General features: G+C 66.1%; 24 protein-coding genes. 10 read left to right on the top strand and 14 right to left on the bottom strand.

What is annotated here, in order from left to right; translation table 11 throughout:
* Positions 1 to 58: 58 nt before the first annotated feature.
* Positions 59 to 1,213 carry an Mrp/NBP35 family ATP-binding protein gene (locus C7T96_RS19040; RefSeq protein ID WP_106572840.1) on the bottom strand — a complete coding sequence of 385 codons (1,155 nt, stop codon included), beginning with the start codon at positions 1,211 to 1,213 and terminating at the stop codon, positions 59 to 61.
* Between the two features lie 263 nt (positions 1,214 to 1,476).
* Here C7T96_RS19040 and C7T96_RS19035 point away from each other — a divergent pair, with 263 nt between their 5' ends.
* From C7T96_RS19035 to C7T96_RS19020, 4 genes are read left to right on the top strand one after another with little or no spacing between them, the layout of a single operon-like run.
* Positions 1,477 to 1,887: a VOC family protein gene (locus C7T96_RS19035; protein WP_106572839.1), complete on the top strand. Its 411-nt coding sequence runs from the start codon at positions 1,477 to 1,479 to the stop codon at positions 1,885 to 1,887.
* Between the two features lie 23 nt (positions 1,888 to 1,910).
* Positions 1,911 to 2,399, top strand: a complete 489-nt coding sequence (locus C7T96_RS19030; protein WP_106572838.1) for a VOC family protein — start codon at positions 1,911 to 1,913, stop codon at positions 2,397 to 2,399.
* A 27-nt stretch (positions 2,400 to 2,426) separates the two neighbouring features.
* Positions 2,427 to 2,654, top strand: a complete 228-nt coding sequence (locus tag C7T96_RS19025; RefSeq protein ID WP_106572837.1) for a DUF4287 domain-containing protein — start codon at positions 2,427 to 2,429, stop codon at positions 2,652 to 2,654.
* Positions 2,655 to 2,711: 57 nt separating this feature from the next.
* A complete protein-coding gene (locus C7T96_RS19020; protein WP_106572836.1) occupies positions 2,712 to 3,614 on the top strand; it encodes a LysR family transcriptional regulator in 903 nt (300 codons plus the stop codon).
* 2 nt (positions 3,615 to 3,616) lie between these two features.
* Here C7T96_RS19020 and C7T96_RS19015 read toward each other — a convergent pair whose 3' ends face one another.
* Positions 3,617 to 4,297, bottom strand: a complete 681-nt coding sequence (locus tag C7T96_RS19015; RefSeq protein WP_106572835.1) for an NYN domain-containing protein — start codon at positions 4,295 to 4,297, stop codon at positions 3,617 to 3,619.
* 416 nt (positions 4,298 to 4,713) lie between these two features.
* On the opposite strand from C7T96_RS19015, the gene C7T96_RS19010 reads away from it, so the two are divergent.
* The 5 genes from C7T96_RS19010 to C7T96_RS18990 all read left to right on the top strand — a co-directional run bounded on the left by C7T96_RS19010 (position 4,714) and on the right by C7T96_RS18990 (position 10,793).
* On the top strand, positions 4,714 to 5,199 hold the full coding sequence (locus C7T96_RS19010; RefSeq protein WP_106572834.1) for a formate dehydrogenase subunit gamma: 486 nt from the start codon (positions 4,714 to 4,716) through the stop codon (positions 5,197 to 5,199).
* A complete protein-coding gene (locus C7T96_RS19005; protein ID WP_106572833.1) occupies positions 5,196 to 6,752 on the top strand; it encodes an NADH-quinone oxidoreductase subunit NuoF in 1,557 nt (518 codons plus the stop codon). Before C7T96_RS19010 ends, C7T96_RS19005 begins: the two co-directional genes overlap by 4 nt.
* Positions 6,753 to 6,828: 76 nt before the next feature.
* Positions 6,829 to 9,714, top strand: a complete 2,886-nt coding sequence (gene fdhF / locus C7T96_RS19000) for a formate dehydrogenase subunit alpha (protein WP_106572832.1) — start codon at positions 6,829 to 6,831, stop codon at positions 9,712 to 9,714.
* Positions 9,715 to 9,727: 13 nt separating this feature from the next.
* Positions 9,728 to 10,552 (top strand): formate dehydrogenase accessory sulfurtransferase FdhD, encoded by an 825-nt coding sequence (fdhD, locus tag C7T96_RS18995; RefSeq protein WP_106572831.1) that lies wholly within the window; start codon positions 9,728 to 9,730, stop codon positions 10,550 to 10,552.
* Positions 10,542 to 10,793 carry a formate dehydrogenase subunit delta gene (locus C7T96_RS18990; RefSeq protein WP_106572830.1) on the top strand — a complete coding sequence of 84 codons (252 nt, stop codon included), beginning with the start codon at positions 10,542 to 10,544 and terminating at the stop codon, positions 10,791 to 10,793. Before fdhD ends, C7T96_RS18990 begins: the two co-directional genes overlap by 11 nt.
* Positions 10,794 to 10,809: 16 nt before the next feature.
* Here the strand turns inward: C7T96_RS18990 and C7T96_RS18985 are convergent, their stop codons facing one another.
* The gene (locus tag C7T96_RS18985) at positions 10,810 to 12,039 is read right to left on the bottom strand and encodes a hypothetical protein (protein WP_106572829.1); all 1,230 of its coding nucleotides are present in this window, start codon (positions 12,037 to 12,039) and stop codon (positions 10,810 to 10,812) included.
* A 175-nt stretch (positions 12,040 to 12,214) separates the two neighbouring features.
* Between C7T96_RS18985 and C7T96_RS18980 the strand changes: the two genes are divergently transcribed.
* Positions 12,215 to 12,763 carry a VOC family protein gene (locus C7T96_RS18980; RefSeq protein ID WP_106572890.1) on the top strand — a complete coding sequence of 183 codons (549 nt, stop codon included), beginning with the start codon at positions 12,215 to 12,217 and terminating at the stop codon, positions 12,761 to 12,763.
* Positions 12,764 to 12,898: 135 nt separating this feature from the next.
* On the opposite strand, the gene C7T96_RS18975 is transcribed toward C7T96_RS18980, so the two are convergent.
* The 11 genes from C7T96_RS18975 to C7T96_RS18925 all read right to left on the bottom strand — a co-directional run bounded on the left by C7T96_RS18975 (position 12,899) and on the right by C7T96_RS18925 (position 26,200).
* Positions 12,899 to 13,738, bottom strand: coding sequence for a protein-glutamate O-methyltransferase (locus C7T96_RS18975; RefSeq protein ID WP_245414178.1), 840 nt, complete (start codon positions 13,736 to 13,738; stop codon positions 12,899 to 12,901).
* A gap of 166 nt (positions 13,739 to 13,904) precedes the next feature.
* Complete coding sequence (locus tag C7T96_RS18970) at positions 13,905 to 14,876, bottom strand: flagellin (RefSeq protein WP_199190517.1); 972 nt, start codon at positions 14,874 to 14,876, stop codon at positions 13,905 to 13,907.
* 428 nt (positions 14,877 to 15,304) lie between these two features.
* Positions 15,305 to 15,610 carry a DUF6074 family protein gene (locus tag C7T96_RS18965; RefSeq protein ID WP_106572826.1) on the bottom strand — a complete coding sequence of 102 codons (306 nt, stop codon included), beginning with the start codon at positions 15,608 to 15,610 and terminating at the stop codon, positions 15,305 to 15,307.
* Positions 15,611 to 15,794: 184 nt separating this feature from the next.
* The gene (locus C7T96_RS18960; protein WP_106572825.1) at positions 15,795 to 16,556 is read right to left on the bottom strand and encodes an ABC transporter permease; all 762 of its coding nucleotides are present in this window, start codon (positions 16,554 to 16,556) and stop codon (positions 15,795 to 15,797) included.
* Positions 16,553 to 17,479 (bottom strand): ABC transporter ATP-binding protein, encoded by a 927-nt coding sequence (locus tag C7T96_RS18955; protein WP_106572824.1) that lies wholly within the window; start codon positions 17,477 to 17,479, stop codon positions 16,553 to 16,555. Before C7T96_RS18955 ends, C7T96_RS18960 begins: the two co-directional genes overlap by 4 nt.
* A gap of 105 nt (positions 17,480 to 17,584) precedes the next feature.
* On the bottom strand, positions 17,585 to 19,156 hold the full coding sequence (locus tag C7T96_RS18950) for a hydantoinase B/oxoprolinase family protein (protein WP_106572823.1): 1,572 nt from the start codon (positions 19,154 to 19,156) through the stop codon (positions 17,585 to 17,587).
* Between the two features lie 117 nt (positions 19,157 to 19,273).
* On the bottom strand, positions 19,274 to 20,272 hold the full coding sequence (locus C7T96_RS18945) for a zinc-binding dehydrogenase (protein WP_106572822.1): 999 nt from the start codon (positions 20,270 to 20,272) through the stop codon (positions 19,274 to 19,276).
* A gap of 107 nt (positions 20,273 to 20,379) precedes the next feature.
* The gene (locus C7T96_RS18940) at positions 20,380 to 21,492 is read right to left on the bottom strand and encodes a Xaa-Pro peptidase family protein (protein ID WP_106572889.1); all 1,113 of its coding nucleotides are present in this window, start codon (positions 21,490 to 21,492) and stop codon (positions 20,380 to 20,382) included.
* A gap of 92 nt (positions 21,493 to 21,584) precedes the next feature.
* A complete protein-coding gene (locus tag C7T96_RS18935) occupies positions 21,585 to 22,421 on the bottom strand; it encodes an aspartate/glutamate racemase family protein (RefSeq protein ID WP_106572821.1) in 837 nt (278 codons plus the stop codon).
* A gap of 27 nt (positions 22,422 to 22,448) precedes the next feature.
* Positions 22,449 to 24,113 (bottom strand): hydantoinase B/oxoprolinase family protein, encoded by a 1,665-nt coding sequence (locus C7T96_RS18930; RefSeq protein ID WP_106572820.1) that lies wholly within the window; start codon positions 24,111 to 24,113, stop codon positions 22,449 to 22,451.
* An 11-nt stretch (positions 24,114 to 24,124) separates the two neighbouring features.
* Complete coding sequence (locus tag C7T96_RS18925; RefSeq protein WP_106572819.1) at positions 24,125 to 26,200, bottom strand: hydantoinase/oxoprolinase family protein; 2,076 nt, start codon at positions 26,198 to 26,200, stop codon at positions 24,125 to 24,127.

The raw sequence follows: 26,200 nt of genomic DNA, 5'->3' as shown, positions 1-26,200 counted from the left end.
CGCGGATATCCCGAGCGCTTGCCGCCCGGCCCTTTGCGCCGCGAAGCGAACCGGTCGCCTATTCGTAGACGATATCGGGAACCGGCTGGGTTTCGGCGCTCATGCCGGCCAGGACGGCCTCGGCGATCGCGCGGTATTTTTCGGCGTGGGGGCCGTCCGGCTCGCTCGCCACCACCGGCGCGCCGGCATCCGACGTCTCGCGGATCGCCATTTCCAGCGGCACGGCGCCGAGAAAGCGCACGCCGAGCCGGCCGGCCTCGGCCTCGGCGCCGCCATGACCGAAAATGTCGTAGCGCTTGCCGGTGTCGGGCGCGATGAAATAGCTCATATTCTCGACGATGCCGAGCACGGGAACGTCGACCCGACGGAACATGTTCAGCCCCTTGCGGGCGTCGATCAGGGCCAGGTCCTGCGGCGTCGACACGATGACGGCGCCGGCGAGCGGCACCTGCTGGGCCATGGTCAGCTGCGCGTCGCCGGTGCCGGGCGGCATGTCGACGACCAGGATGTCGAGTTCGCCCCAGGCAACCTCGCGCAGCATCTGGGTCAGCGCCGACACCACCATCGGCCCGCGCCAGATCATCGGCGTCTCCTCCTCGACCAGGAAGCCGATCGACATCACCTTGAGGCCGTATTTCTCCATCGGCTTCAGGATCTTGCCGTCGACGGTCTCCGGCTTGCCGGAAATGCCGAGCAGGCGGGGCATGGACGGCCCGTAAATGTCGGCGTCGAGCAGACCGACGCGCTTGCCGGCCGCCTTGAGGGCGAGCGCCAGGTTGACGGCCGTGGTCGATTTGCCGACGCCGCCCTTGCCCGAGGCGACCGCGATGATGGCGCCGATGCCTGGAACCTCGCGCTTGCCGGGCTGGCGTCCCGCGGGTGCGCCCTGCGGCGCGGCGGCCGGGCGTTGCGCCTGCGGGGGCGGGGCCGGGCGCGGCGCCGGCGCGCGTTCCATGCCGCCGCCCTTGCGCTCGGCCGTCAGCGCGACCACCGCCCCGTTTACCCCCTGCATCGCCTTGACCGCACGCTCGGCGGCGGCGCGCAACGGTTCGAGCTGCTGGGCCCGCTCGGCGGGAACCGTAATGGAGAAAAACACCTTGCCGTCGGCGACGAAGATTTCCGACACCAGCCCCAGCGAAACGATATCGCCCTCGAAATCGGGGCCCTTGATGGAGCGCAGTTTTTCCAGGACGGCTTGTTTTGTGACGCTCATGACATCTCTCGCATTCGCTTGGGTCTGAGATCGCGGGCCGGAACTCGTCGACCCTGGAATAAGACAGATCGCCGGCCCGGCCAAGAGCGACAAATCCGCCGACTGGCTCGCTTCGGCCACGCCGCCATGCGCCGGAGAAAAAATCGGCCGCTGCTGTCGAAACGCACTCGTGCCGTTCGTCGTCATCGTGAAAGCCTGCCACCGGGCGGCTTCCACGCAAGGACCGGGCCCGGCCCGCCACCACGATCGAAAAGGACATTGCGATGAAATTCGTTCCCTATCTTTCCTTCGACGGCCGCTGCCGCGAGGCCTTCGAATTCTACGCCAAGGTGCTCGACGGCCGGATCGAGGCCATGCTCACCCATGCCGAGACCCCGGCGGGCAGCGAGGTCTCGGCCGCATGGCAGGACAAGATCCTCAACGCCCACCTCGTCACCGAGGCGGGCGAGTTGATGGGCGCGGATACGCCGCCGGAATTCGGGCCTGCCGAGCAGCAGGGCGTGTCGATCTCGATCCAGCTCGAAGACGAGGCGCGCGCCGAAAAGATCTTCGACGCGCTCGCCGACAGCGGCACGGTGACCATGCCCCTTGAACCAACTTTCTGGGCAAAGAAGTTCGGCATGGTGAAGGACCGCTACGGCACGGCGTGGATGATCAATTGCGCGCAGACATGAACCGTCGACAGCGGAAGAGCGACATGGAAAGCAGGATCAGCACCTGGCTGTGGTTCGAGGCCGAGGCCGAGGAAGCCGCCCGCTTCTATGCCTCGGTGTTCCGCCGGGCCGAGCTCGGCGCGATCGCCAGGGCGCCCGGCGGCGGTGAGCCTTATACGAAGGAAGGCCAGGTCCTGACGGCGGAAGTCGTCATCGAGGGCCACCGCATCGTGTGCCTCAACGGCGGCGCCCATCCCGACGCCACGCCCAATGACAGCGTCTCCTTGCAGATGCTGTGCGCCGACCAGGCGGAGGTTGACGCGTATTGGGACAGGCTGTGCGCCGATGGCGGGCGCGCGGTCCAATGCGGCTGGGTGAAGGACAAATACGGTTTTGCCTGGCAGATCGTCCCCGAGGCGCTGCCGCGTCTCATGCAGGGTCCCGACCGGGACGCCGCCGGGCGCGTCGCCGCCGCCATGATGGGGATGGTCAAGCTCGACGTGGCGGCGCTGGAAGCCGCGGCAAAGGGCTGAGCCGATAAGATAAACGGAGCCATATCGATGTCCTTCCAGGCCTATCTCGACACGATCGAGAAAAAGACCGGCAAGAGCCCCGACGATTTTTACCGGATGGCAGAAGAAAAGGGCCTGATGGACGGGCCGCTGCTCAAGCCGGCAGTGAAGGCGGACCAGATCGTCTCATGGCTGAAAGCCGAGTTCGGGCTCGGCCACGGCCACTCGATGGCGATCTACGCGCTGCTGTCGGGCAAGAAGAAACCCGGCGATTGAACGCCCCGGCCGGCGCGGCGAGTGGCGCGCCGGCGTAGGGAGGGGTAATGTCCGGTCATGATCGACAAGCTCGAATTCTTCATCGCCCTCGCCCGCGAACAGCATTTCGGCCGCGCGGCGGAGACGCTCGGCATCAGCCAGCCGACGCTGTCGGCCGCCGTCAAGCAGCTCGAGGACCAGCTCGGCGTGATGCTGGTCAAGCGCGGCTCGCGCTTCCAGGGCCTGACGGCCGAGGGCGAGCAGGTTCTGGGCTGGGCGCGCCGCATCGTCGGCGACGCGCGCGCCATGCGCGAGGAGATGCGCGCGGCGCGCAACGGTCTGTCGGGCCGCATCCGCATCGCCGCCATTCCGACCGCGCTCGCCATGGTGGCGCGCATCACCACGCCGTTTCGCGAGCGCCATCCCGGCGTCAGCTTCTCGGTGCTGTCGCGCACCTCGATCGAGGTGCTGTCGCTGCTCGGCAATTTCGACATCGATGTCGGCATCACCTATCTCGACAACGAGCCGCTCGGCAACGTCACTTCGGTGCCGCTTTATTCGGAGCGCTATCAGTTGATCACCGCCGTCGGCAACGCGCTGTCGGATCGAAGCCAGGTGAGTTGGGCCGAGGTCGCGGAACTGCCGCTGTGCCTGCTCACCCCCGACATGCAGAACCGGCGCATCATCGACCATCATCTGGCCGAGGCCGGCACCGTGTCGCGGCCGACGCTGGAATCGAACTCGATGATCGTGCTGTTTTCCCACATACGTACCGGCAAATGGGCCTCGATCATGCCGCTCAACCTGGCCGAGACATTCGGCTTTTCCGAGCCGATCCGGGCGATTCCGATCGTCGAGCCGGACGCCAGCCACATCGTCGGCATGGTCGCCACACGGCGCGAGCCGCACGTGCCGCTGGTCGCGGCGCTTCTGGACGAGGCCGCAAAACTGGCCACCTATGCCGATGGCAAAAAAGCCTGACGCTAAACCCACGTAGCAGGGCGCTCAATATCCTTTCTACCCGCCCTCTTGACGACAGGAGGAAACTGACACGCAGCCAGTTCGGCATCATCGATATAATGCTTGAATGACGCTACGGCTTCCAAGGATGGGGACGGAATAGGGCGCGAGCTTCGCGAGCGGCACGGTGCGACAATGCAAACCTGTTTGCCGACCTCTTGAGTGACGATACGGATTGGCTCAACGAGATCGGTATCGTTCGTGATGACGTAGGCCACGTCGAACGCATTCACAAAGGCATCCCGAACCAAATGAACGCCTAAATTCACATCGCTACCCTTTTCTTCTGTTTTGGTCACGTACACGACGGCAGGAGCTGGCATATTCCAAACATACCCGTCGGGCTTCGCCCTTGGCGGCTGCACCAGACCAGCCCATTTCTCGGCATATAAAAAACGACCGTTATGGATGGAAATTTTTGGCTCTGTCCGCAATGCTGCGAAGAGCTTTTGCTGCCGCCTTGGTGCATCATCATCTATTTTACCTGAGACCGGCGCCGTATAGTAATTAACCTTGTCAACCGTGGTGCCGGATTGCACGATTAGGTCGGCAAGCGCTTTCATGTTCAGCCACTTAAACTGCGGCTGCTTCTTTGTCCTGAGATAGTAGAAATTGAAACCGTCGATATAAAATATCGCTCTCATTGGGCACCCGAACCCAAAGACGCAAAAGCCGCGCAGGATTGCTCCATTGCGGCTTTTGGAGTGACAGCACGCTGCCACTGGTTGACATAAGACATATAAGATATTCGACCTTTTTGTTCAATGTCGCAATTCCGCAAGATACGCGCAATTGCGGCGTGTCCCTCAAAACCATCTCACATGCAGCCAAGCACCATCATGCAGCTGCGCCATTAGCCGCGCCGCTTTTGAACGGGACTGCGGCGCTGACAGACAAGCTTGCCCTGGACCGCTGACCTATTGGTTCGCTGGCAGTGATGTTTGATAGAAATTTTCTATCAAGCGACGGAACCGCTTTATTGATTGTGGCGGTTTCGTCTGGTTTCCTAACCACTTAGCGCCGCTCTTCGGCGCGCCGAACAGGGAGGGCGCTGCACGCCATGCAGCAGCAGGGTACCCAGGCGCCGGCGGATGTCGCCGGACGGACCAACGCCGTCATCGCGGCGACGCAAGGGCTGGAAGGTCCACTTTTGCCGATTCTCAACGGCGTGCAGGCCGAGTTCGGCTTCGTGCCGCAGGAAGCGCTGCCGGTGATCGCCGACGCGCTCAACCTGTCGCGGGCCGAGGTGCACGGCGTGGTGTCGTTTTACCACGATTACCGTCGCGAACCGGCCGGGCGACACGTGGTGAAGCTGTGCCGGGCCGAGGCGTGCCAGTCGATGGACGGCGACGCCCTCGCCGCGCGGCTGATGGATCTGCTCGGCATCGGCTTTCACGAGACCGCAGCCGACGGATCGGTGACGCTGGAGCCGGTCTATTGTCTGGGCCTGTGCGCCTGCGCGCCGGCGGCGATGGTCGACGGCCAGGTGATAGGCCGCCTCGATCGGGACGCGGTCGCGGCGATCGCCCGCGAGGTGCGGTCGTGACGGCGCGGATCTTCGTTCCCGGCGATTCCGGCGCACTGGCGCTCGGCGCCGACAAGGTCGCGCGCGCTCTGGCCGACGGGCTCGCCGAACGGGGGCTCGACGCCGAAATCGTGCGCAACGGTTCGCGCGGGCTCTACTGGCTGGAGCCGATGGTCGAGGTCGAGACGGCGCGGGGTCGCATCGCCTACGGCCCGGTCGCGGCCGCCGACGTGCCCGCGCTTTTGGCCGCCGACCTGCTTGCCGGCGGCGACCATGCGCTGCGGCTCGGCGACCCGGAGGAAATTCCGTTCCTGAAGCGGCAAAGCCGGCTGACCTTCGCGCGCTGCGGCATCACCGACCCGCTGTCGCTCGACGATTACCGCGCCCATGGCGGGCTGGCGGGGCTGGAAAAAGCGGTCGCCATGACGCCGGCCGCGATCGTGGAGCAGGTAACGGAATCGGGCCTGCGCGGGCGCGGCGGCGCCGGCTTTCCGACCGGCATCAAGTGGAAAACTGTGCTCGCGACGACCGACGCGCGCAAATATATCGTCTGCAATGCCGACGAGGGCGACAGCGGCACCTTCGCCGACCGGATGATCATGGAGGGCGATCCCTTCGTGTTGATCGAGGGCATGGCGATCGCCGGCATCGCCACCGGCGCCACCAAGGGGTACGTCTATCTGCGTTCGGAATATCCGCACGCCATCCGCGTCATGGACGCCGCGATCGCGATCGCGCGCACGGCCGGCATTCTGGGCGCCAGCGTGCTCGGCTCGCCCAACGCCTTCGACATCGAAGTGCGTGTCGGCGCCGGCGCCTATGTCTGCGGCGAGGAAACCTCGCTCCTGGAAAGCCTCGAGGGCAAGCGCGGCCAGGTGCGGGCCAAGCCGCCGCTGCCGGCGCACAAGGGTCTGTTCGGCCGCCCGACCGTGGTCAACAACGTCATCTCGCTCGCCTCCGTGCCGGTGATCATGGACAAGGGCGCGGGGTTCTACCGCGATTTCGGCATGGGCCGCTCGCGCGGCACGATCCCGATCCAGATCGCCGGCAATGTACGCCATGGCGGCCTGTTCGAGGCCGGCTTCGGCCTCACGCTGGGCGAGATCGTCGACGAGATCGGCGGCGGCACGGCGACCGGCCGCCCGGTCAAGGCGGTGCAGGTCGGCGGCCCGCTCGGCGCCTATTTCCCGCGCGCCCTGTTCGACACGCCGTTCGACTACGAGGCGTTCGCGGCCAAGGACGGGCTGATCGGCCATGCCGGCATCGTGGTGTTCGACGACACGGCCGACATGCTCAAACAGGCGCGCTTCGCGATGGAGTTCTGCGCCGTCGAAAGCTGCGGCAAGTGCACGCCGTGCCGGATCGGCTCGGTCCGCGGCGTCGAGGTGATCGACAAGATCGCCGCCGGCGAGGCGCTCGACACGCAAATCGCGCTGGTGAGCGATCTCTGCAACACGATGAAGTTCGGCTCGTTATGCGCGCTCGGCGGCTTCACGCCCTATCCGGTGATGAGCGCGCTGACGCATTTTCCCGAGGATTTTCGTCCCCGGGCGATGAATGAGGCGGCGGAGTGACCGAGCGCCTCGCCGCCCTTCCCCATTGCCGCCGCGATAAGGCGGCAGGATAGACATTCGGTTCAGGAGCGATCCCATGGGTCTGATCACCGAAATCGACTACGGAACCCCGAAATCGGACGCCGACAAAGACGTCACGCTGACGATCGACGGGTTTTCGGTCACCGTGCCGGAAGGCACCTCGATCATGCGCGCGGCGATGGAAACCGGGATCCAGATCCCGAAACTGTGCGCCACCGACATGGTCGACGCCTTCGGCTCGTGCCGGTTGTGCCTGGTCGAGATCGAAGGCCGCAACGGCACGCCGTCGTCGTGCACCACGCCGGTGGCGCCCGACATGGTGGTCAAGACCCAGACCGGCAAGCTCAAGGACATCCGCCGCGGCGTGATGGAGCTCTACATCTCCGATCACCCGCTCGACTGCCTGACCTGCGCGGCCAACGGCGATTGCGAGTTGCAGGACATGGCCGGCGTGGTCGGCCTGCGCGACGTGCGCTACGGCTATGACGGCGAAAACCACGTCCATGCCCGGCGCGCCGGCGACGGGGCGGAGAATTTCCGCTGGATGAAGAAGGACGAATCCAACCCCTATTTCACCTACGACCCGTCCAAATGCATCGTGTGCTCGCGCTGCGTGCGCGCCTGTGAGGAGGTGCAGGGCACCTTCGCGCTGACGATCGAGGGGCGCGGCTTCGAAAGCCGCGTGTCGGCGGGCATGCACCAGCCGTTCATCGAGTCCGAATGCGTGTCGTGCGGCGCCTGCGTGCAGGCCTGCCCGACCGCGACGCTGCGCGAGAAATCGGTGATCGAGATCGGCCAGCCGGAACATTCGGTGGTCACGACCTGCGCCTATTGCGGCGTCGGCTGCTCGTTCAAGGCCGAGATGCGCGGCGACGAGCTGGTGCGCATGATGCCCTACAAGGACGGCAAGGCCAATCGCGGCCATTCCTGCGTCAAGGGCCGCTTCGCCTGGGGCTACGCCACCCACAAGGACCGCATCCTGAACCCGATGGTGCGCGACAAGATCACCGACCCCTGGCGCGAGGTCAGCTGGGAAGAGGCGTTCGCGCATGTCGCCGGCGAGTTCCGGCGCATCCAGTACCAGTACGGCAAGGGCGCGATCGGCGGCATCACCTCCTCGCGCTGCACCAACGAGGAGACCTTCCTTGTCCAGAAGCTGATCCGCCAGGGTTTCGGCAACAACAATGTCGATACCTGCGCGCGCGTGTGCCATTCGCCGACCGGCTACGGGCTGAAGACCACCTTCGGCACCTCGGCCGGCACGCAGGATTTCGATTCGGTCGAGCACACCGACGTCGCGCTGGTCATCGGGGCCAATCCGACCGACGGCCACCCGGTGTTCGCCTCGCGGCTGAAGAAGCGGCTGCGCGCGGGCGCCAAGCTGATCGTCATCGACCCGCGCCGCATCGACCTGGTGCGCCAGCCGCATGTCGAGGCCGCGCACCATCTGCCGCTCAGGCCCGGCACCAATGTCGCGGTTTTGACCGCACTCGCCCACGTGATCGTCACCGAGGGCCTGTTCGACGAGGCCTTCATCCGCGAGCGCTGCGACTGGTCGGAATTCGAGGATTTCGCCGCCTTCGCCGCCGAGCCGCAGCACAGCCCTGAAGAGGTGGAGAAGGTTTCGGGCGTTGCGGCCGACACGATCCGCGCCGCGGCCAGGCTCTACGCCACCGGCGGCAATGCGGCGATCTATTACGGGCTCGGCGTGACCGAACACAGCCAGGGCTCGACCACGGTGATGGCGATCGCCAATCTCGCCATGCTGACCGGCAATATCGGCCGGCCGGGCGTCGGCGTTAACCCGCTGCGCGGCCAGAACAACGTCCAGGGCGCCTGCGACATGGGCTCCTTCCCGCACGAATTGCCGGGCTATCGCCACATGTCGGACGACGCCACGCGCGAGGTGTTCGAGGCGGTGTGGAACGTCGCGCTCGACCCGGAACCGGGCCTGCGGATCCCCAACATGCTCGACGCCGCCGTCGAGGGCACGTTCCGGGGCATCTACATCCAGGGCGAGGACATTTTGCAGTCCGATCCCGACACCAAGCACGTCGCCGCCGGCCTGGCGGCGATGGACTGCGTGGTCGTGCACGACCTGTTCCTCAACGAGACGGCCAACTACGCCCACGTCTTCCTGCCCGGTTCGACCTTCCTGGAAAAGGACGGCACCTTCACCAATGCCGAGCGGCGCATCAACCGCGTGCGCAAGGTGATGGCGCCGAAAAACGGGCTGGCCGACTGGGAAGTCACCCAGCGCCTCGCCCAGGCGATGGGGCTCGACTGGGCCTATACCCATCCCGCCCAGGTTATGGACGAGATCGCGCTGACGACGCCGAGCTTCGCGGGGGTCGATTACGACCTGCTGGAACGCGAGGGCTCGGTGCAATGGCCCTGCAACGACAAGGCGCCGACCGGCACGCCGGTCATGCATATTGGCGGCTTCGTGCGCGGCAAGGGCAAGTTCATCCGCACCGACTATGTCGCCACCGACGAAAAGTCCGGGCCGCGCTTCCCGCTGCTGCTGACGACGGGGCGCATCCTGTCGCAATATAATGTCGGCGCGCAGACCCGGCGCACCGACAACGTCGTGTGGCACAGCGAGGACAGGCTGGAGATCCATCCCCACGACGCCGAGCAGCGCGGCCTGCGCGACGGCGACTGGGTCAGGATCAGGAGCCGGGCCGGCGAGACGACGCTGCGGGCGCTGGTCACCGACCGGGTGGCGCCGGGCGTGGTCTACACCACCTTCCATCACCCCGACACCCAGGCCAACGTGGTCACCACCGAGTTTTCCGACTGGGCGACCAACTGCCCCGAATACAAGGTGACCGCCGTCCAGGTCTCGCCGTCGAACGGGCCGTCCGACTGGCAGGTCGAATACGAGGAACAGGCCCGGCTGGCCCGCCGCATCGCCCGGCCGCTGGAAGCGGCGGAATGAGGATGGCCGCGTCATGACCCGGCCGCCGCTGAGTTCGACCTCGCGGATCGCCCGCCGCGCCGGCGCAAACCGGGCGGCCGCGCGCATGGTTCCCGAGGAGACGCCGGTGGCGCTCAGCTTCGCCGGCACCACCCATGCGGTGATGATGGCGACACCGGCCGATTTCGAGGATTTCGCCCTCGGCTTCGCGCTGACCGAGGGCATCGTCGCGGCACCGGACGAGGTCGACGCGATCACGATCGAAGACGCCGGGCCCGGTATCGATATCCAGATCCGCCTCAAGGACACGGCCAACCGGCGCTTCGAGGCGCGCAGGCGCAGGTTGGCCGGCCCTGTCGGCTGCGGCCTGTGCGGCATCGAATCGATCGAGGAGGCGATGCGCGCGGTCGCGGATGTCGGTCAGTCTATACTTACGCTTTCGGCCGACGACATCGCGGGCGCCGCCAGGCTGCTGGCCGAGGCGCAGCCGCTGCACGCCGAGACCGGCGCGGTGCACGCGGCCGGCTTTTACCGCCCCGGCCGCGGCATCGTCGCCGCGCGCGAGGATGTCGGCCGGCACAACGCGCTCGACAAGCTTGCCGGCGCGCTGGCCAAAGCAGGCATCGACGGGGCCAGCGGCGCGGTCGTCGTCACCTCGCGCGTGTCGGTGGAAATGGTGCAGAAGACCGCGGCCATCGGCGCCGGCGCGATCATCGCGGTCTCGGCGCCGACCGCGCTCGCCATCCGCATGGCGGACGAGGCCGGCATGACGCTGGTCGCGCTGGTGCGCGGCGACGAGTTCGACATCTTCACCCATCCCGAGCGGATCAGGAACGGAGCCAGCCAGAATGTCGCCTGAGCACGAAACGCGCACCGGCAAGGACAAGCTCGTCTACATGGCGAACCAGATCGGACGCTTTTTCGAGACCATGCCGCCCGCCGAGGCGGCCGAGGGCGTGGCCAAACACATCAACGATTTCTGGGAGCCGCGCATGCGGCGTCAGTTCTTCGAGATCGTCGACGCCGGCGGCGAGGGGCTGAGCCCGCTGGTCGCCGAGGCGGCCGACAAGGTCAGGCGGCCGGCGCAGCAAACCGCTTGACGGCGCCCTATTCGCTCTATTGCCTGACCAGCGCGACGTTGCGCGCCAGCCTGCCGGAGACCTCGCGATTGATCGCCGACGTGCCCGCCTGCAGGCTCGACATCAGATAGATCTGCCCCGACCCCGCCTCGAAGGCGAGGTAGTCGGCATAGAAATCGTAGGCCTCGCCCGTCTTGCAGGCGGTGAAGGCGGTCAGAACCGCCGGGTCGTCCTCGGCGGGTTTCTTGCCGGAGGCGAACGAGCCGGCGCATTTGCGTGAATCCGTGGCGATCATGTCGGCCAACACCGTGCCGGCGGCCGCGCCGGCCGTGAAAACATGCAACGTGCCGCGCGTATCGGGCGAGGTCCAGCCGACGGCCGCCCGGCGCAGGAACTCCGGCGTCTCGGCGTCGAGTTCGCCCTGGTCGGTCAGCTTGTGGTCGGCGAACTCGCTCGCGGTAAACAGCGCGATCACGAAGCGGGTCGCATCGAGTATGTCCTTGGGTGACTCGGCATAAGCCGGGCCGGTTTCTGCGGCCGGCGTCTGCGGCGGCGCGGTGGGTTTGGCCGGCGGACTGGCCGCCGCCACCCGTTCGGGCGGGGCGGCCGGTGTCTTGGGCACGCCCGAACCCGGCAAGCGCGGCGCGGCGACGGCCGGGGTTTCGGCTCTTTCCGGTGCCTTGGCGGCGGGCGCCGGCGCGGCTGGCGTCTTGGCGATCGGCGCCGGCGCCTTTGCGGCCGGTGCGGGCGCGGGCGCCCTGGCGACCGGTGCGGTATGGTCGAGATAGCGCCCGACGCATTTGAGCGTGCGCGCCAGGGCACGCGACGTGCCGCTCAGGGTGAAGGAATAAAGCTGGCCGCCGGCCTCGACCTTCAAAAGCCGGCCGCGCCGAAACTGGTCGAACAAATAGTCCTTGGCGATCAGCTCGGCCAGCAGGAAACCGGACGAGATCACCTTGGCAGTCGCCGAGACGACCTTGTGCTTGTCGATCTGGTAGCGGATGGCGAGGTTCTCGCCGGGCTGCATGGTCCAGTCGGCATGCGACATGCCCATGCGCCAGTAATAGTCCTTGTCGATGGCGAAATGCAGCCGGATGCCGGATTTGTAGGCCGCCGAGATCGCGCAGTGGCTGAACCCGCCATCGGCATCGTAGGCCCCGCCTTCCCAATTGCCCGATTTGAAGGCGCTGCCGCGGATCTCGTCGGCCAGCACCGGCGTGGTCGCGAAAAGCCCGATCGCACATGCGATGGCCGACAATCTCCCCATGGCGAACCTCCCACCCGAAGGACCGTTTTGACAGACAGCCCGGCCGGAAGCCGGGACCGGGCCATCATAGGCCGGACCGGCGCCGGCGCCAAATTCGCGCGCCGCGTCTCGTTTGGTCTTGTTAGTTACAAACGCAACAATTACAAGTGCAACCAAATTAATGGAGGACCCGCCGATGAAGATCGAGAAAATTCACCACGTCGCCTATCGCTGCAAGGACGCCAAGCAGACGGTCGAGTGGTATGTGAACAATCTCAACATGGATTTCGTGCTGGCGATCGCCGAGGATCACGTGCCCTCGACCCACGAGCCGGATCCCTACATGCATGTGTTCCTGGATGCCGGCAACGGCAATGTTCTGGCCTTTTTCGAACTGCCCACCAAGCCGGAGATGGGGCGCGACCAGAACACGCCGCCCTGGGTCCAGCACATCGCCTTCAAGGTCGCCGACCGCGACACGCTGCTGGCCTTCAAGGAGCGGCTCGAGGCCAACGGCATCGACGTGCTCGGCGTCACCGACCATTCGATCTTCCACTCGATCTATTTCTTCGACCCGAACGGCCATCGGGTCGAGCTCGCCTGCCCCGATCCGCAGGAAGAGGCGCTGATGAAACGTCTCGATGCCGTCAAATGGGACATGCTGGAGGAATGGTCGCGCACCAAGCGGGCGCCGCGCCATGCCGAATGGCTGCACGAACGGGAACTGGCCGAGATCGCCGATTGATACGGCGCATGCGGCCGGACCTGGCTGATGTGGCAAGCCGGGCAACGGCGCTTGCGCGGCCGCTCGAGCGCCGCTGAAGTCCGCGAAATGGGAGCGGGCGCCGTGGCGGAAAACCGAGGCCGGCTCGACCGTTCCTCAGCCGGGCAGGCGACGCCAGGTTGCGGGTCCGTCGGCGGCGAAATGTCTTGCCGCCGGGCCCGACACGCATTCCCCCTGTCCGACATAAAGCACGCCGGACGGCTTCAGGGCCGCGGAAAAGCGCATCCAAAGCTCGGCCTGCTTGGCGGCGTCGACATAGATGGCGACGTTGCGGCAGAAAATCGCGTCGAAACGCTTTTTCATCGGCCACCGGGCAAACAGGTTCAGTTCGCGGAACGCGATCAGGTCGCGCAGGCTCTCGTGCGCCTGCCAGCGCGGTTCGCCGGCGCCGGCACGCTCGGAAAACCACTTTGTCCGCAAATCCGCCGGAACGTCGGCAAGCGCTGCCTCGGAATAGATGGCGGCCCTTCCCTGCTGGACCATCTGGGGGTCGATGTCGGTCGCCAAAAGCCGCACATCGTGGCGGGCCGCGTCGGGCATCGCCGACAGCAAGACCAGCGCGATCGTGTAGGGTTCCTCGCCGCCCGCGCATCCAGCCGACCAGATCCGGATGGGCTGGCCTTGTCGCGCGCGTGCCGCAAGAGCGGGAAGCACGCGCGTTCTCAGATGGTCGAAATGATCGGCCTCGCGGTAGAATTTGGTGCCGTCGCCCGTCAGCGCCGCGACCATTTTCTGACGCTCGCCGAGACCGTCGCTGCCGGCCACCAGCGCGCAATAGTCGCGAAAATTCTCGAGCCCGAGCGCCCGCAGGCGCTTGGCCAGACGTGCATAGACGAGCGCGGCCTTCGCCTGCGGCAGGTGGATGCCGGCGTGATCGTGAAGGATCGAGGCGATATGGCAAAAATCCGCCTCGGTGAGCACATAGTCACCGGGCACGATTCCGCCTGTCGGAGGCACGGCAGCTCGGTTCAATTCAGTGTCCCTGTGCCCTCGTTGCGTGCCGCGATGTGGCCGTTGATGCGCCGCTCCGCCTCGCGGCAGGCTGCGGTGCGCCAGCGTCTCCTCCTGGCCTCGCCTTTATAGGTTTAGGGGCCCGGCGTCATCAGCCCTGGAACAGCGACAGGATGCCCTGGACCGAGGAATTGGCGATCGACAGGCCCTGGATACCGAGCTGCTGCTGGACCTGCAGCGCCTGCAGGCGGGTCGATTCCTTGTTCATGTCCGCGTCGACCAGCGCGCCGACGCCGCGTTCGATCGCGTCCATCAGGCTGTTGACGAAGGAGACCTGCAGATCGACCCGCTTCTTGGACGCGCCGAGATCGGAGGCGGCCTTGGTCATGCGGCTGATGGCGTCGTCCACGCCCTTGATGAAATTGTCGAGCCTGGTCAGGTCGGCCGCGTTGTTGGTCAGGCCCGCAATGTCGAGCGTGGCGACGGTGAAGACGCCCGCGGCGGTGGTCTGGTCGGCGTGCAGGGCGCCGGTGGTTTCGTCATAGACGCCGTCGAGAAGGCCGACGCCGCCGGTCACGGTGTTGGCCCCGGCATCGAACAGTTTCACGCTGTCGGTGTTGATGGTGATGGTGGACACCGACACCGTGCCGTCGGAGGCGCGGGTGAACGAGGCCACGATCGACTTGGCCGAGTTGTAGCCGGGCGAATCCGAATCCACCGACAACCAGTTCTCGCCGGAGAAGGACGAGGCGGCGGCATTGCTGACGAGCTGGCCCTGCAGGGCGGTGATCTCGGCCTGGATCTTGGAACGGTCGACGCCCGGCTCGCGGGCCGCCACCAGCTTGGCCTTGATCTCGTCGACCACGTCGATGGTGTTGTTGATGCCGGTATAGGCGATGTCGATCTTGGCCGCGCCGAGACCGAGCGCGTCCTGCACGGTCAACAACGCCTTGCTGTCGGAGCGCATCGTGGTGGCGATCGACCAGTAGGCCGCGTTGTCGCTGGCCTCGGCGACACGGTAACCGGTGGAGATGCGCGCCTGCGTCGTCGACAGCGCCTTGTTGGTCGCCTGCAGGCTCTTCAGCGCGGTCATCGCGGAGGCGTTGGTCAGAATGCTGGACACGCTAGGCCCCTTTTGTCTCGCCCGCGGCGTCGCAGGCTGCCGATTTGTCTCTTTGCGGCCCGCCACCGGCCTCCGCCGGACAGCCGTCTCGCCGCGTCTTAACCTTTGTGAACGATCATGCTTAACAAACGGTAAACTGGTTAACACTCGCGTGGCCGGCCGGCCTGCATTGCCGATATCGTGCGCCGCCCATGCGGTTTTCCGCCCCATTCGCGGAAGAATCTCCGGATTCTCGTTATTTCCCGCAAAACTCACGCAAACATGTGCCCGCGGCAGTTAATGCGCGGTCGGGCCGATCGTTAACGCCGACAGGGCCGGCGCGCCTTCGTGGAAGCCGCGCCGGCCCTGCCCATGACTGTCGAAATATGATTCGGCCGATGACCGCGCCGCGACCGCGAGATCGGCGCGCGCCGAGGCGCGGCGGCCGGTCAGACCATGCCGGTGGTGACGTCCTTCAGCGCTTCGCCGAACAGATCCTCGAGCGCGAACTCGACCTCGTAGAAGAACGCGCCGACCTCCTCGTCCTGGTCGGCCTCGCTCAGGCCGAGCGCGTCGAGCTCGGCGAAAAACCGCGCCGCGAGCCGGTGGCGGTAATCGTCGCGCGCGTCGAGATCGCCGAGCGCGGCCAGCGCCCTTGCGGCGCGCGCCACCGCGTCGGCCCGCCGCCACAGCGGAAATGCAACGACCCGGGCGCTGTGCGCGCCGTCTCCTTGTGAATCGTGATCTGCCTTCACCCCAAAGTCTCCCCTCACACACGCCGGCCGGGATCGCGGGCGGCTGTCGGACCTGTCGGTCCGCCATCTGCCGTCCCTGCCCGGCCTCGGCCTAGAATCGCGAATCGCCTGCGATCGATAGGTCGAGCTTGCGGGCGAGAACCTTTCGGGAAAGTTAGCGCCGGCTGCAGCCGCCGTGCGCGCGTCAGCTTTTCAGCCGGTAGCCGGTGCGGAAGATCCAGGACACGATCCCCAGGCACACGGCCAGGAAGACCAGCGTCATCGTCAGGCTGACCCAGACCCCGACATCGGCGTGGCCGTAAAAGCTCCAGCGGAAACCGCTGACCAGATACAAGACCGGGTTGAACAGGGTGACGGAGCGCCAGAACGGCGGCAGCATGTCGATCGAATAGAACGATCCGCCGAGGAAGGTGAGCGGGGTGATGATCAAAAGCGGCACGAGCTGCAGCTTCTCGAAACCGTCGGCCCAGATGCCGATGATGAAGCCGAACAGCGAAAAAGTGCAGGCCGTCAGCACCAGAAACAGCACCATCACCAGCGGATGCTCGATGCGCAGCGGCACGAACAGCGTCGCGGTCGCCAGGATGATGGCGCCCAGGATCATCGATTTGGTGGCGGCCGCCCCGACATAGGCCACGACGATCTCCAGATGCGAGACCGGCGCCGACAGGATCTCGTAGATCGTGCCGGTGAACTTTGGGAAATAGATGCCGAAGGAGGCGTTGGAGATGCTGTGCGTCAACAAGGACAGCATGATCAGGCCCGGCACGATGAAGGCGCCGTAGCTGACGCCGCCGATCTCCTGGATGCGCGAGCCGATCGCCGCGCCGAAGACGACGAAATAGAGCGAGGTCGAGATCACCGGCGACACGATGCTTTGCAGCACGGTGCGGAAGGCGCGCGCCATTTCCTGCCGGTAGATCGCCCAGATCGCGCGATGGTTCATCGGTCGTTCCTCACCAGGTCGACGAAGATTTCCTCGAGTGTGCTTTGGCGCGTGTCGAGATCGGTAAAGCGGATGCCGGCGCCGTCCAGCGCCCTGAGCAGGCGGGTGATGCCGGTGCGGTCGGCGCGCGTGTCGTAGTCGTAGGTCAGCGCCAGACCGTCCTCGGACAGGCTCAGCTCATACTCGGCGAGGCTTTGCGGCAGCGCGCCGAGCGGCTCCTTGAGCTGCAGGGTGAGCTGCTTGCGGCCGAGCTTGCGCATCAGTTCGGCCTTTTCCTCGACCAGGATGATGCGGCCTTCGCTGATCACGCCGACGCGGTCGGCCATCTCCTCGGCTTCCTCGATATAATGCGTGGTCAGGATGATGGTCACGCCGGAGCTCTTCAGCCCGCGAACCATCTCCCACATGTCGCGCCGCAGCTCGACGTCGACGCCGGCCGTCGGCTCGTCGAGAAACAAAATGCGCGGCTCGTGCGACAGCGCCTTGGCGATCAAAAGCCGGCGCTTCATGCCGCCCGACAAAGCCACGATCTTGTCGTCGCGCTTGTCCCACAGGGAAAGCGTGCGCAGTACCTTTTCGATATGGGCCGGATCGGCGGGCTTGCCGAACAGGCCGCGCGTGAACGACACCGTCGCCCACACGGTCTCGAACGCGTCGGTGGTCAGTTCCTGCGGCACGAGACCGATCAGCGCGCGCGCGGCGCGGTAGTCGGTAAGGATGTCGTGCCCGTCCACCGCCACGGCGCCGCCGGAGCGGTTGACCAGGCCGCAGATGATGGAGATCAGCGTGGTCTTGCCGGCGCCGTTGGGGCCGAGCAGGGCGAAAATCTCGCCCTTGCGGACCTCCAGGTCGACGCCTTTCAGCGCCTGGAAACCGGAATCGTAGGTCTTGGAGAGATTCGAGACGGAAATGATCGGCTGCATGCGCCTGCGATACCCGAAGACGGCGCAAATGTCAGGCCCGCAATGCGCCCCCCGCCCGCCCTCCTGACAGGCCATGGCGCTGATTTGCCGGGGCCGGTCCTTTTGTCAGGCCGGCGTCCGGCCCCAGCCGCCGCCATTGGCGGTGCCGACCAGAACCTCGTCGCCGGGCTGCAGCCTCACGCCGCTGGCGAAGGTGTAGTCCTGACGGCTGCCGTCTGGATGGCGCACGGCAAGGCCGTTGACGCCGCCGTCCGCGCCGCCATTGGCGCCCCACACCGGCTGGCGGGCGCGGCTGTATCCGGCCGACATGATCGCCGGCGCGCGCAGCCTGTAGCTGGTTTCCATGCCCCGGCCGCCGGCATGCAGGCCCTTGCCCTCGCCGCTGTCGCGCAACCGCTTGTAGCCGACGTCGAGGCCGTAGCGCGCCTCGCAGATCTCGACCGGGCAGTTGAACGTCTCGCCGTGACTGGCCGAATACATCGCGTCGAGCCCGTCGCGCGTCGCGGTCGCGCCCCAGCCGCCCATTTGCGGTTCGACCATGGTGAAGCGGCGGCCGCTGTCGGGATGATCGCCGGCGATCACCGTGCCGCAGATCGAGGCGAAATGCCCCGCCGGCAGGCGCTCCGGCATCGCCCGGGCCATGCAGCGCCACAGCATGTCGTAGAGCCGGATGCGGGTCTCGAAATAATAGCCGTGCGGCGCGGTGCCGGTGGCGTGGAAGATCGTGCCCGGCTCGGTGATCACCTCCAGGGCGCGGAACGAGCCGGCATTGGCGAACAAGGTCGGATCGGTCAGCGCCTTGAAGATCATCTGGGCCGAGATCACGGCGCCGTCGCGGCTGGTGTTGTAGGGCGCGGCGCGCTGTTGCGGATTGCCGCTCAGGTCGACGACGAAGCGGTCCTTCGTCACCGTGATCGCGGCCTGCCACAGAGCGCCGTCGTCCTGTTCCTCCTCGACCGTGAACGTGCCTTCCGGCAGGCTGGCGAGACCGGCCAGGCCGCGCCGCTCGCCCTCCACGAACAGATCGGCAAGCGCGGCGCGATAGGCGGCGAGCCCGTAGCTTTCGACGAGCTGGCGCACACGGGTCTCGGCCTTGCGGCTGGCCGCCACCTGGGCCCACAGATCGCCGTTGACGAAATCCGGCAGGCGCGAATTGGCGGCGATGATGTCGAACACCGACCGCAACGGCTGGCCGTTCTCGAACAGTTTCACGGCCGGCAGGCGCAGCCCCTCCTGGAAGATTTCCGACACGTCGACCGCCATCGAGCCCGGCGTCATGCCGCCGAGATCGTTCCAGTGCGCGATCGAGGCAGTCCAGGCGACCAGCTCGCCATGCGCGAAGACCGGCAGCGCGATGACGACGTCGTTGAGATGGGTGACGCCGCCATAATAGGGATCGTTGGTGACGTAGCAGTCGCCGTCGCGGATCGCCTCGATCCCGTGCAGCTCGACGATGCGCTTGACCGCCTTGTCGAGCACGCCGACGAAGGTCGGGATGCCGGCGCCGGACGAAACCAGTTCGCCCCTGGCATCAGTGATGCCGGTTCCGACATCGAGCACCTCGTAGATGATCGGGCTCATCGCGGTCTTTTTCAGGACCGCGAACATCTCGTCGGCCGCCGAAACCAGGCTCGCCTGGATGACGGATATCGTAAACGGGTCAGCAGGTTTCGTCATTGTCCTCAAATCCTAAAGGCATGGTGCTCTCGCAACACCTCCCGGATGAACCGGGCGGCGGAGGCCCGGGGATCGTCCCCGGCTCCAAGAAGCAATCCGCCCGGTCGGGCATTTGGTTCATCTGCCGGTATCGACGACGACCTTACCGTAGTTTGCGCGCGGCCCGGAAAGATACCGCCATGCGTCGACATAGGCGTCCATCGGGAAGACCCGGTCGACGTTGGGCGTCAGCTTCCCATCGGTCAAAGCCTTGTAGACGAAGGCCGTTCCGCGATCCTGCGCGTCCTGGTCCTCGACGTAGTTGAACAGCGAATACATGTGCAGCCAGGCATTCTTCTGCCACATGTCGACATAAGGGATTTTGGGAAGTTCCGCGGTCAATAGTCCGTAGAGCATCAGCTTGGCGCCGCGCGCCATTGCCGGGCCGTAGCGCAGGACGAAATCGCCGCCGACCGGATCGAACGAGGCATCTATGCCCGCGCCTCGGGTCGCCTCCATCAGAAAATCGGCCAGATCGCCGCTGCCGTCGACATAGACGTGGTCGGCGCCGGACTGCATCAGATAGTCCCGATTTCGTTCCGAACGCGTGGTCGCGATCATGGTCGCACCGCACAGACGCCCGATTTGCAGAGCGGCGGTCCCGGCGGTGCTCGTGCCCGCGGGAACCAGAATGTTCACCCCCTTCTTCGCACCAGCGAGTTCGACGACCGGGTAGTAGGCGGTCATGTACTGCATCCAGATCGATGCCGCCTCGACGGCACTCATGCCCTCGGGCGCCGGCGTCACATATTTCTGGTCGATGACCAGCGTGTCGGCGCTGGCGCCGCGATTGTAGTAGAAATAGGGCAGCGTGCAGTAGCGCGCGCCGACGGCAATTCCGGTCACGTCCTGTCCCACCGCTTCGACGATCCCGGCGGCTTCCATACCGATCCGCGCGGGAAAGCTTTCGAAGCTGAAGGAATAATTGTCCTTCATCAGGTCCATGTCGCCCCAGTTGAGGGCAAAGGCCTCGATGTGCATCCTGATCTCGGTCGGTCCGGGCTCGCCCTTTTCGCACGCCGCCAGGCGCAGGCCCTCGTACCCGTCATAGGCGTCGATCACCCATTCTCTCGGCATGTCGTTTCCTCCCGCTGCCGCACCCTCGCGGCCCTTTGATTTTTCGGTGACGGCACTGTGTCGTTTGTCGGGATCGAGCGCAAAACCGGCGGCTTTGCGCGTTCTCCTCAAGCCTTCGCGACATGCAGGTCGCGCGGCAGGCCGGAGAGGATTTCCGGACCGTCGGCGCGCAGCACGACGATTTCCTCCAGGCGGATGCCGAAGCGGCCGGGCAGGTAGATGCCGGGCTCGATGGAAAACACCATGCCCTCCTCCAGCACGGTGTCGGCGGTGGCGGTGATGTAGGGCGGCTCGTGCCCGTCAATGCCCATGCCGTGGCCGGTGCGATGCACGAAATACTCGCCGTAGCCGGCATCGGCGATCACCGTGCGAGCGGCCGCGTCGACCGCGCTCGCCTTCACGCCCGGACGCGCGGCCTTCATCGCCGCCTGGACCGCCTTTTCCACGATGGTGTGGATCTGGCCGTAGCCTTCGGGCGGACGGCCGACTGCGGCCATGCGGGTGATGTCGCTCGGAAAGCCCGCCTTGCGCGCGCCGATGTCGATGACGATCGCATCGCCCTCGGCAAGCGGTCTGTCGCCCGACTGGTGATGGGGAAAGGCGCCGTTTTGTCCGCCGCCAACAATCCAGAACGACGGCACGGCGCCCTCGGCGGCGAAATGGTCCTTGACCGCCTGTGCGAGGTCCTTTTCGGCCATGCCCGGCCGGATCGCGGCGAACGCCTTTTGCATGGCGCGGTCGGCGATTTCGGCGTTCATCTTCAGCTTGGCGATTTCGCCTTCGTCCTTGACCATGCGCAGCCGGCCGAGCGTGCGGTCGGTAAAGGCGTGGGTCGCGCCCGGCAGGGCGTCGAGCACGAGCAGCGCGAAATCGGCCCGCATGGTTTCGTCGAGCACAACGGTTTTCGCTCCCTCGGCGCCGATCGCGGCAAGAGCTTCGCCAAGCGCGGCCTTCGGGCCCAGGTCGTCCGACCAGGTGTGAAAGGCGATGTCGGTGTGCTCGCGGGTGCCTTCGGCATTGAGCGCCGGCATCAGGAACGCCTCCTTTTCAGCGCCCACCAAAAGCAGGCAGGGGCGCTCGTCCGGGTGCGGATGGAAGCCGACCAGCCAGTCCATGTGCGAGCCGGGCGCGATGGCGACGAGGTCGGCCGCTTCGGCTTTCATCGCCTCGCGCAGGCGGGCGAGACGGTCGGCGGTCTGGTTGGAAGAAGGCTCGGTCATGGGGTCCTCGAACGAAAAAATGCTGTCTCGGCGGCCGATCGCCGCCAGGATGGGCCGGCCCGCGTCTGCAGCGCGTGCCGGCCGGTTCAATGTCAGGCGGCGCGGCGGGCCGGGCCTGCCTCCTCGGCCGGCACCACGACGCGGTTGCCGAAGATCTCGCCGTCGTCGAAGCCGCCGAAACGGGCGATCTCCTCCTCGGGCGGCGCCTCGCACGACCATTTGCGCGACGGGATCCAGCCGCATTGGCGCTTGAGGACGGCGGCGTATTCGGCCCGCTTGAGCGCGGCGATCGACGGATCAATCACCGGCACGCCGAGCTTTCTTTCGACTTCGCGATAAAAGCCGACCTCCATCGTGCAGCCGAGGATCAGCGCTTCGGCGAAATCCTCCTCCACCGCCTTGCGGCCGGCCTCGATCAGCCGGCGGCCGGTCTCGGCATGGTCGGCCTGGAACTCGGTGACGCCGAGCTCGACATGATAAAAGCCCGACAGCCGGTGCGCGTGGCCGAGATCGTGCACGGTCGACTGCATCTGGTGGACCCATTTGCGACGCCCGACGATGACGCCGAACCGGTTGGAAATGGTCGAGGCGATTTCGCATGACGACTGGCACGGCGCGGTGACGATCATGTCGCCGGAAATCTCGCGCGCGTCGTGGAGCGCGGTATCGTAGAAGCAGCCGATCGCGAACGCGTCGAACCCTTCCCTGGCGGCCTGGCGCGCCGCGCGGATGATGCCGCGGGTGACCATCGCCTCGTAGGAACGGTACTCGATATGGGTGAAGCCGCCCGCGGCCTCCGGCAGCGAGGTCACGTGCACCTCGGTGCCCGGCAATTTGTGGTCGCGGGCCATGTCGGCGAAAATGTCGTCATAGGCCGCGCTGCTCGCCAGCGGATTGAGATACATGATCTTCAGCGGTGATTGGGTCATTTCATCCTCCTTCCCAAGGACCGGCGCTCAGCCGGCGTAACCGTAAATTTCCTTCGCCCGTTCCGGCGTGATCAGGCCGTTCTTGATGTCGCGCGCCACCGCCTCGCGGTCGCGCTCCTTCGGATCGCCGATCCCGCCGCCATTGCCGGTCACCACCCGGATGACGTCGTCGGTGTGGGTGGTCAGGCCGGACACGAAGGAGAACTTTTCGCGCTCGCCGTCCTTGCGGATCACCTCGACATAGTTGGGAGAACCCTCCTTGCCGCCGTCGAGCGACCAGGGCGGAAACTTCGAGCGCGTGTAGCCGGCGGTCAGAAAGCCGTTGTCGGCGCGCAGCCGGTAGTCCATCACGATGCCGCGCCCGCCGGTGAACTTGCCTTCGCCGCCCGGCTCCAGATTGAGCTCCATGCGGTCGACCAGAAGCCCGTTGCGCGCCTCGTTGATCTCGGCCGGGCAATTGTAGGTCTCGCCGTGAAAACCGCAGAAGATCGCCGAATTGCCGTCGCGCCCGCGGCTCGCGCCCCAGCCGCCGAGCTGCGGCTCGATGATGGTGTATTGCCGGCCGGTATCGGGGTGGATGCCGCCGATGAAGGTGCCGCACACCGAGGCGAAATGGCCCGAGGCGAGGCGTTCGGGCATGTGCGGCGCCAGACAGCGCCACATGATGTCGTACACGCGCAGCTCGATCTCGTAATAGAACCCGATCGGCGCCGGCTCCTTGGCGTGGAACACCGAGCCCTCGCGGGTCAGGAGCCGGATCGGCCGGAACGAACCCTCGTTCGCCGGCGAATAGGGGTCGGTCAGCGACTTGAAGATCATCTGCGCGGCGACCATGACGCCGTCGCGGCTGGTGTTAACCGGATTGTCCGACTGGTCGGGATTGTCGAGCAGGTCGACGGTGAACGTGTCGTCGTCGATGGTGATCTTGACGTTGAAGATGCGCCCGTCGTCCTGCTCCTCCGACAGTTCGAACGTGCCCTTGGGCAGGTTGGCGAGCTCCTTCAGCGAGACCTGTTCGCCGAAATCCATGAACGAGGCCATGGCGTTCTCGAACGTGCCGACGCCGTATTTTTCGGCGATGTCCTGCAGGCGCTTGGCGCCGATGCGCACCGAGGCGATCGCCGCCCACACGTCGCCTTCCAGCACGTCGGGCATGCGTGAATTGACCTTGATGATCTCCATCACCGAGCGGATCGTCTCGCCCTTGGCGATCAGCTTGATCGCCGGCAGCCGCAGCCCTTCCTGGAAGATTTCGGTCGCCTCGCCGCTCAGCGAGCCCGGCGCCATGCCGCCGACATCGGAATTATGGGCGATGTTGGCCGTCCAGGCGATAATGCGGCCGCCGGCGAAGACCGGCATGGCGACGATGATGTCGTTCAAATGGGTGACGCCGCCATAATAGGGGTCGTTGGTGGCGAAGACGTCGCCGGGCTCGATATCGCCCGGCTTGGAGAATTTCTCCACGATCACCTTCACCGCCTTGTCGAGCACGCCGATGAAGGCGGGAATGCCGGCGCCGGAGGAGGCGAGCGCGCCCTTGGCGTCGGTGATGCCGGTGCCCATGTCGAGCACCTCGTAGATGATCGAGCTCATCGCCGTCTTTTTCATCACCGCGAACATCTCGTCGGCCGTCGCCTGCAGGGAGTTCTGGATGATCTCGAGCGTGATCGGGTCGTTGGAAGCGTTCGCCATCTCGCCTCTCCTCACTGCGACAGAGTGATGTGGATATTGCCGTAACCGTCGATTTCGACCGCGTTGCCGGGATGGATCACCACCGTGGTGCCGGGGTCCTCCACGATCGCCGGGCCGTCGAAACGCATGCCCGGTTCCAGCTTGGTGCCGTCGTAGATCGCGGCCGTGTGGACGCCTTCCAGCGCGTAGTCGACGTCGCGGTTCCCCTTCAGGGCCGCGCTCGACGGCGTGCCGGTCGGCTGGCGCTCGGTCATGGTCAGCTTGCCGACCTCGGCCGAGGCGACCAGATGGATGCCGACCAGTTCCACCGGCGCGTCGAGGCGGTAGGTGTATTCGCGCTCATAGGCCTCGTGGAAGGCGGCCTCGATGCCGGCGAGGCGGTCGTCGGTGATGGCGCCCTCCTCGATCAGCACTTCGGTGGTGTGCTCCTGGTTCTGGTAGCGGAACTTGCCGTAGCGCAGGAACTTGACCTTTTCGGCCGGCACGCCCTCGTCGGTGAACTGCTTGCGCGCCTGGGCCTCGGTTTCGGCGAACAGCGCCTCGACCGCCTTGGCCGCGCCGGGCTTGAGGTCGGCCAGCCTGGTGACGAAATAGTCGCGGCGCAGGTCCGACATCATCATGCCCCAGGCCGAGAACACCGCGGCACCGGCCGGCACGACCACCTTCTTGACGCCGAGCTCCTGGCCCAGCGCCACGGCATGCATGGCGCCGCCGCCGCCGAAGGCGACCAGGGTGAAGTCGCGCGGGTCGTGGCCGCGGTTGAGGGAGACCAGCTTGAGCGCGTTGACCATGTTGTTGTTGGCGATGCGGATGATGCCGCGCGCCGCCTCCTCGGCGTCGACGCCGAGCTTGTCGCCGACGGCGCGGATCGCCTTTTCCGAGGCCGCCATGTCGGCCGTGACCTCGCCGCCGCAGAAATAGTCGCGGTTGATGCGGCCGAGCCAGAGATTGGCGTCGGTGGTGGTGGCGTTGTCGCCGCCGCGGCCATAGGCGGCCGGGCCCGGCATCGCGCCGGCCGATTGCGGACCGACATGCAGCTTGCCGAAATCGTCGACCCAGGCGATCGAGCCGCCGCCATTGCCGATCTCGACCAGATCGACCACCGGCACCATGATCGGATAACCGGCCGAGGTGCGGTCGCGCTCGATCCAGTAATCGGTCATGATCTTGACCTGGCCGTCCTCGATCAGCGAGCACTTCGCCGTCGTGCCGCCGATGTCGAGCGCCAGCACGTTGGGCGCGCCGATCAGCTTGCCAAGCTCGGCCGCGCCCCAGAAGCCCGAGGCCGGACCGGATTCGACCATGGTGATCGGGATCTTGGAAACGCTTTCCAGCGAATCGACCCCGCAATTGGACTGCATGATGTAGGGGCTGCCCTTGAGGCCCTTTTCCTTGAGCCCGCCGGCCAGCCGCGACAGATAGCGTTCGGCGATCGGCTGGACATAGGCCGACAGCACGGCGGTGTTGGTGCGCTCGTATTCGCGCCATTCGCGGGTGATCTGGTGCGAGGACACGACCGAGACCTCCGGCCACAATCTGCGCACCTCGGCGAGCGCGGCCTGCTCGTGCGACAGATTGGCGTAGGAATGCAGGAAGCTGATCGCCACCGCCTCGACGCCGTCGGCCTTGAAATCATCGAGGATCGCGGCAAGACCGGACAGGTCGAGCGGCTTCATCTCCTCGCCCTTGTAGCTGATGCGGCCGGGCAGCTCGCGGCGCAGATAGCGCGGCACGAAGGGTTTCGGCTTCTCGTAGTGCAGGTTGAAGAAGTCGGGCCGGTTGCCGCGCGCGATCTCCAGCGTGTCGCGGAAACCCTCGGTGGTGATCAGGCCGACCTTGACGCCCTTGCGCTCGGTCAAGGCGTTGATGACCACGGTCGTGCCATGCGCCAGGAAGTCGATCGCGGCGGGGTCGACGCCGGCCTTGGCGATGACGTTGAGCACGCCCTGTTCGAAATCGGGCGGCGTGGTGTCGGACTTCGCCGTGACGATGCGGGCCTCGCCGGTCGTGCCGTCGGTCTCGAAGCACACCAGATCGGTGAAGGTTCCGCCGACATCGGTCGTGACGCGGATGGTGTTTGCGGCCAT

The sequence above is a fragment of the Nitratireductor sp. StC3 genome (assembly GCF_003015025.1).
GTDB lineage: Bacteria > Pseudomonadota > Alphaproteobacteria > Rhizobiales > Rhizobiaceae > Mangrovimarina > Mangrovimarina alexandrii.
This window is presented reverse-complemented; position numbering and strand designations above follow the sequence as displayed.

What these genes read in the sequence shown, in the direction of transcription:
- C7T96_RS19040 (WP_106572840.1), bottom strand. Translation starts at nt 1,213, where the DNA reads ATGAGCGTCACAAAACAAGCCGTCCTGGAAAAACTGCGCTCCATCAAG.
- C7T96_RS18935 (WP_106572821.1), bottom strand. Translation starts at nt 22,421, where the DNA reads ATGACCCAATCACCGCTGAAGATCATGTATCTCAATCCGCTGGCGAGC.
- C7T96_RS18940 (WP_106572889.1), bottom strand. Translation starts at nt 21,492, where the DNA reads ATGACCGAGCCTTCTTCCAACCAGACCGCCGACCGTCTCGCCCGCCTG.
- C7T96_RS18955 (WP_106572824.1), bottom strand. Translation starts at nt 17,479, where the DNA reads ATGCAGCCGATCATTTCCGTCTCGAATCTCTCCAAGACCTACGATTCC.
- C7T96_RS19030 (WP_106572838.1), top strand. Translation starts at nt 1,911, where the DNA reads ATGGAAAGCAGGATCAGCACCTGGCTGTGGTTCGAGGCCGAGGCCGAG.
- C7T96_RS19025 (WP_106572837.1), top strand. Translation starts at nt 2,427, where the DNA reads ATGTCCTTCCAGGCCTATCTCGACACGATCGAGAAAAAGACCGGCAAG.
- fdhD (WP_106572831.1), top strand. Translation starts at nt 9,728, where the DNA reads ATGACCCGGCCGCCGCTGAGTTCGACCTCGCGGATCGCCCGCCGCGCC.
- C7T96_RS18930 (WP_106572820.1), bottom strand. Translation starts at nt 24,113, where the DNA reads ATGGCGAACGCTTCCAACGACCCGATCACGCTCGAGATCATCCAGAAC.
- fdhF (WP_106572832.1), top strand. Translation starts at nt 6,829, where the DNA reads ATGGGTCTGATCACCGAAATCGACTACGGAACCCCGAAATCGGACGCC.
- C7T96_RS18945 (WP_106572822.1), bottom strand. Translation starts at nt 20,272, where the DNA reads ATGCCGAGAGAATGGGTGATCGACGCCTATGACGGGTACGAGGGCCTG.
- C7T96_RS19035 (WP_106572839.1), top strand. Translation starts at nt 1,477, where the DNA reads ATGAAATTCGTTCCCTATCTTTCCTTCGACGGCCGCTGCCGCGAGGCC.
- C7T96_RS19010 (WP_106572834.1), top strand. Translation starts at nt 4,714, where the DNA reads ATGCAGCAGCAGGGTACCCAGGCGCCGGCGGATGTCGCCGGACGGACC.
- C7T96_RS19020 (WP_106572836.1), top strand. Translation starts at nt 2,712, where the DNA reads ATGATCGACAAGCTCGAATTCTTCATCGCCCTCGCCCGCGAACAGCAT.
- C7T96_RS18990 (WP_106572830.1), top strand. Translation starts at nt 10,542, where the DNA reads ATGTCGCCTGAGCACGAAACGCGCACCGGCAAGGACAAGCTCGTCTAC.
- C7T96_RS18925 (WP_106572819.1), bottom strand. Translation starts at nt 26,200, where the DNA reads ATGGCCGCAAACACCATCCGCGTCACGACCGATGTCGGCGGAACCTTC.
- C7T96_RS18980 (WP_106572890.1), top strand. Translation starts at nt 12,215, where the DNA reads ATGAAGATCGAGAAAATTCACCACGTCGCCTATCGCTGCAAGGACGCC.
- C7T96_RS18985 (WP_106572829.1), bottom strand. Translation starts at nt 12,039, where the DNA reads ATGGGGAGATTGTCGGCCATCGCATGTGCGATCGGGCTTTTCGCGACC.
- C7T96_RS19015 (WP_106572835.1), bottom strand. Translation starts at nt 4,297, where the DNA reads ATGAGAGCGATATTTTATATCGACGGTTTCAATTTCTACTATCTCAGG.
- C7T96_RS18950 (WP_106572823.1), bottom strand. Translation starts at nt 19,156, where the DNA reads ATGACGAAACCTGCTGACCCGTTTACGATATCCGTCATCCAGGCGAGC.
- C7T96_RS18960 (WP_106572825.1), bottom strand. Translation starts at nt 16,556, where the DNA reads ATGAACCATCGCGCGATCTGGGCGATCTACCGGCAGGAAATGGCGCGC.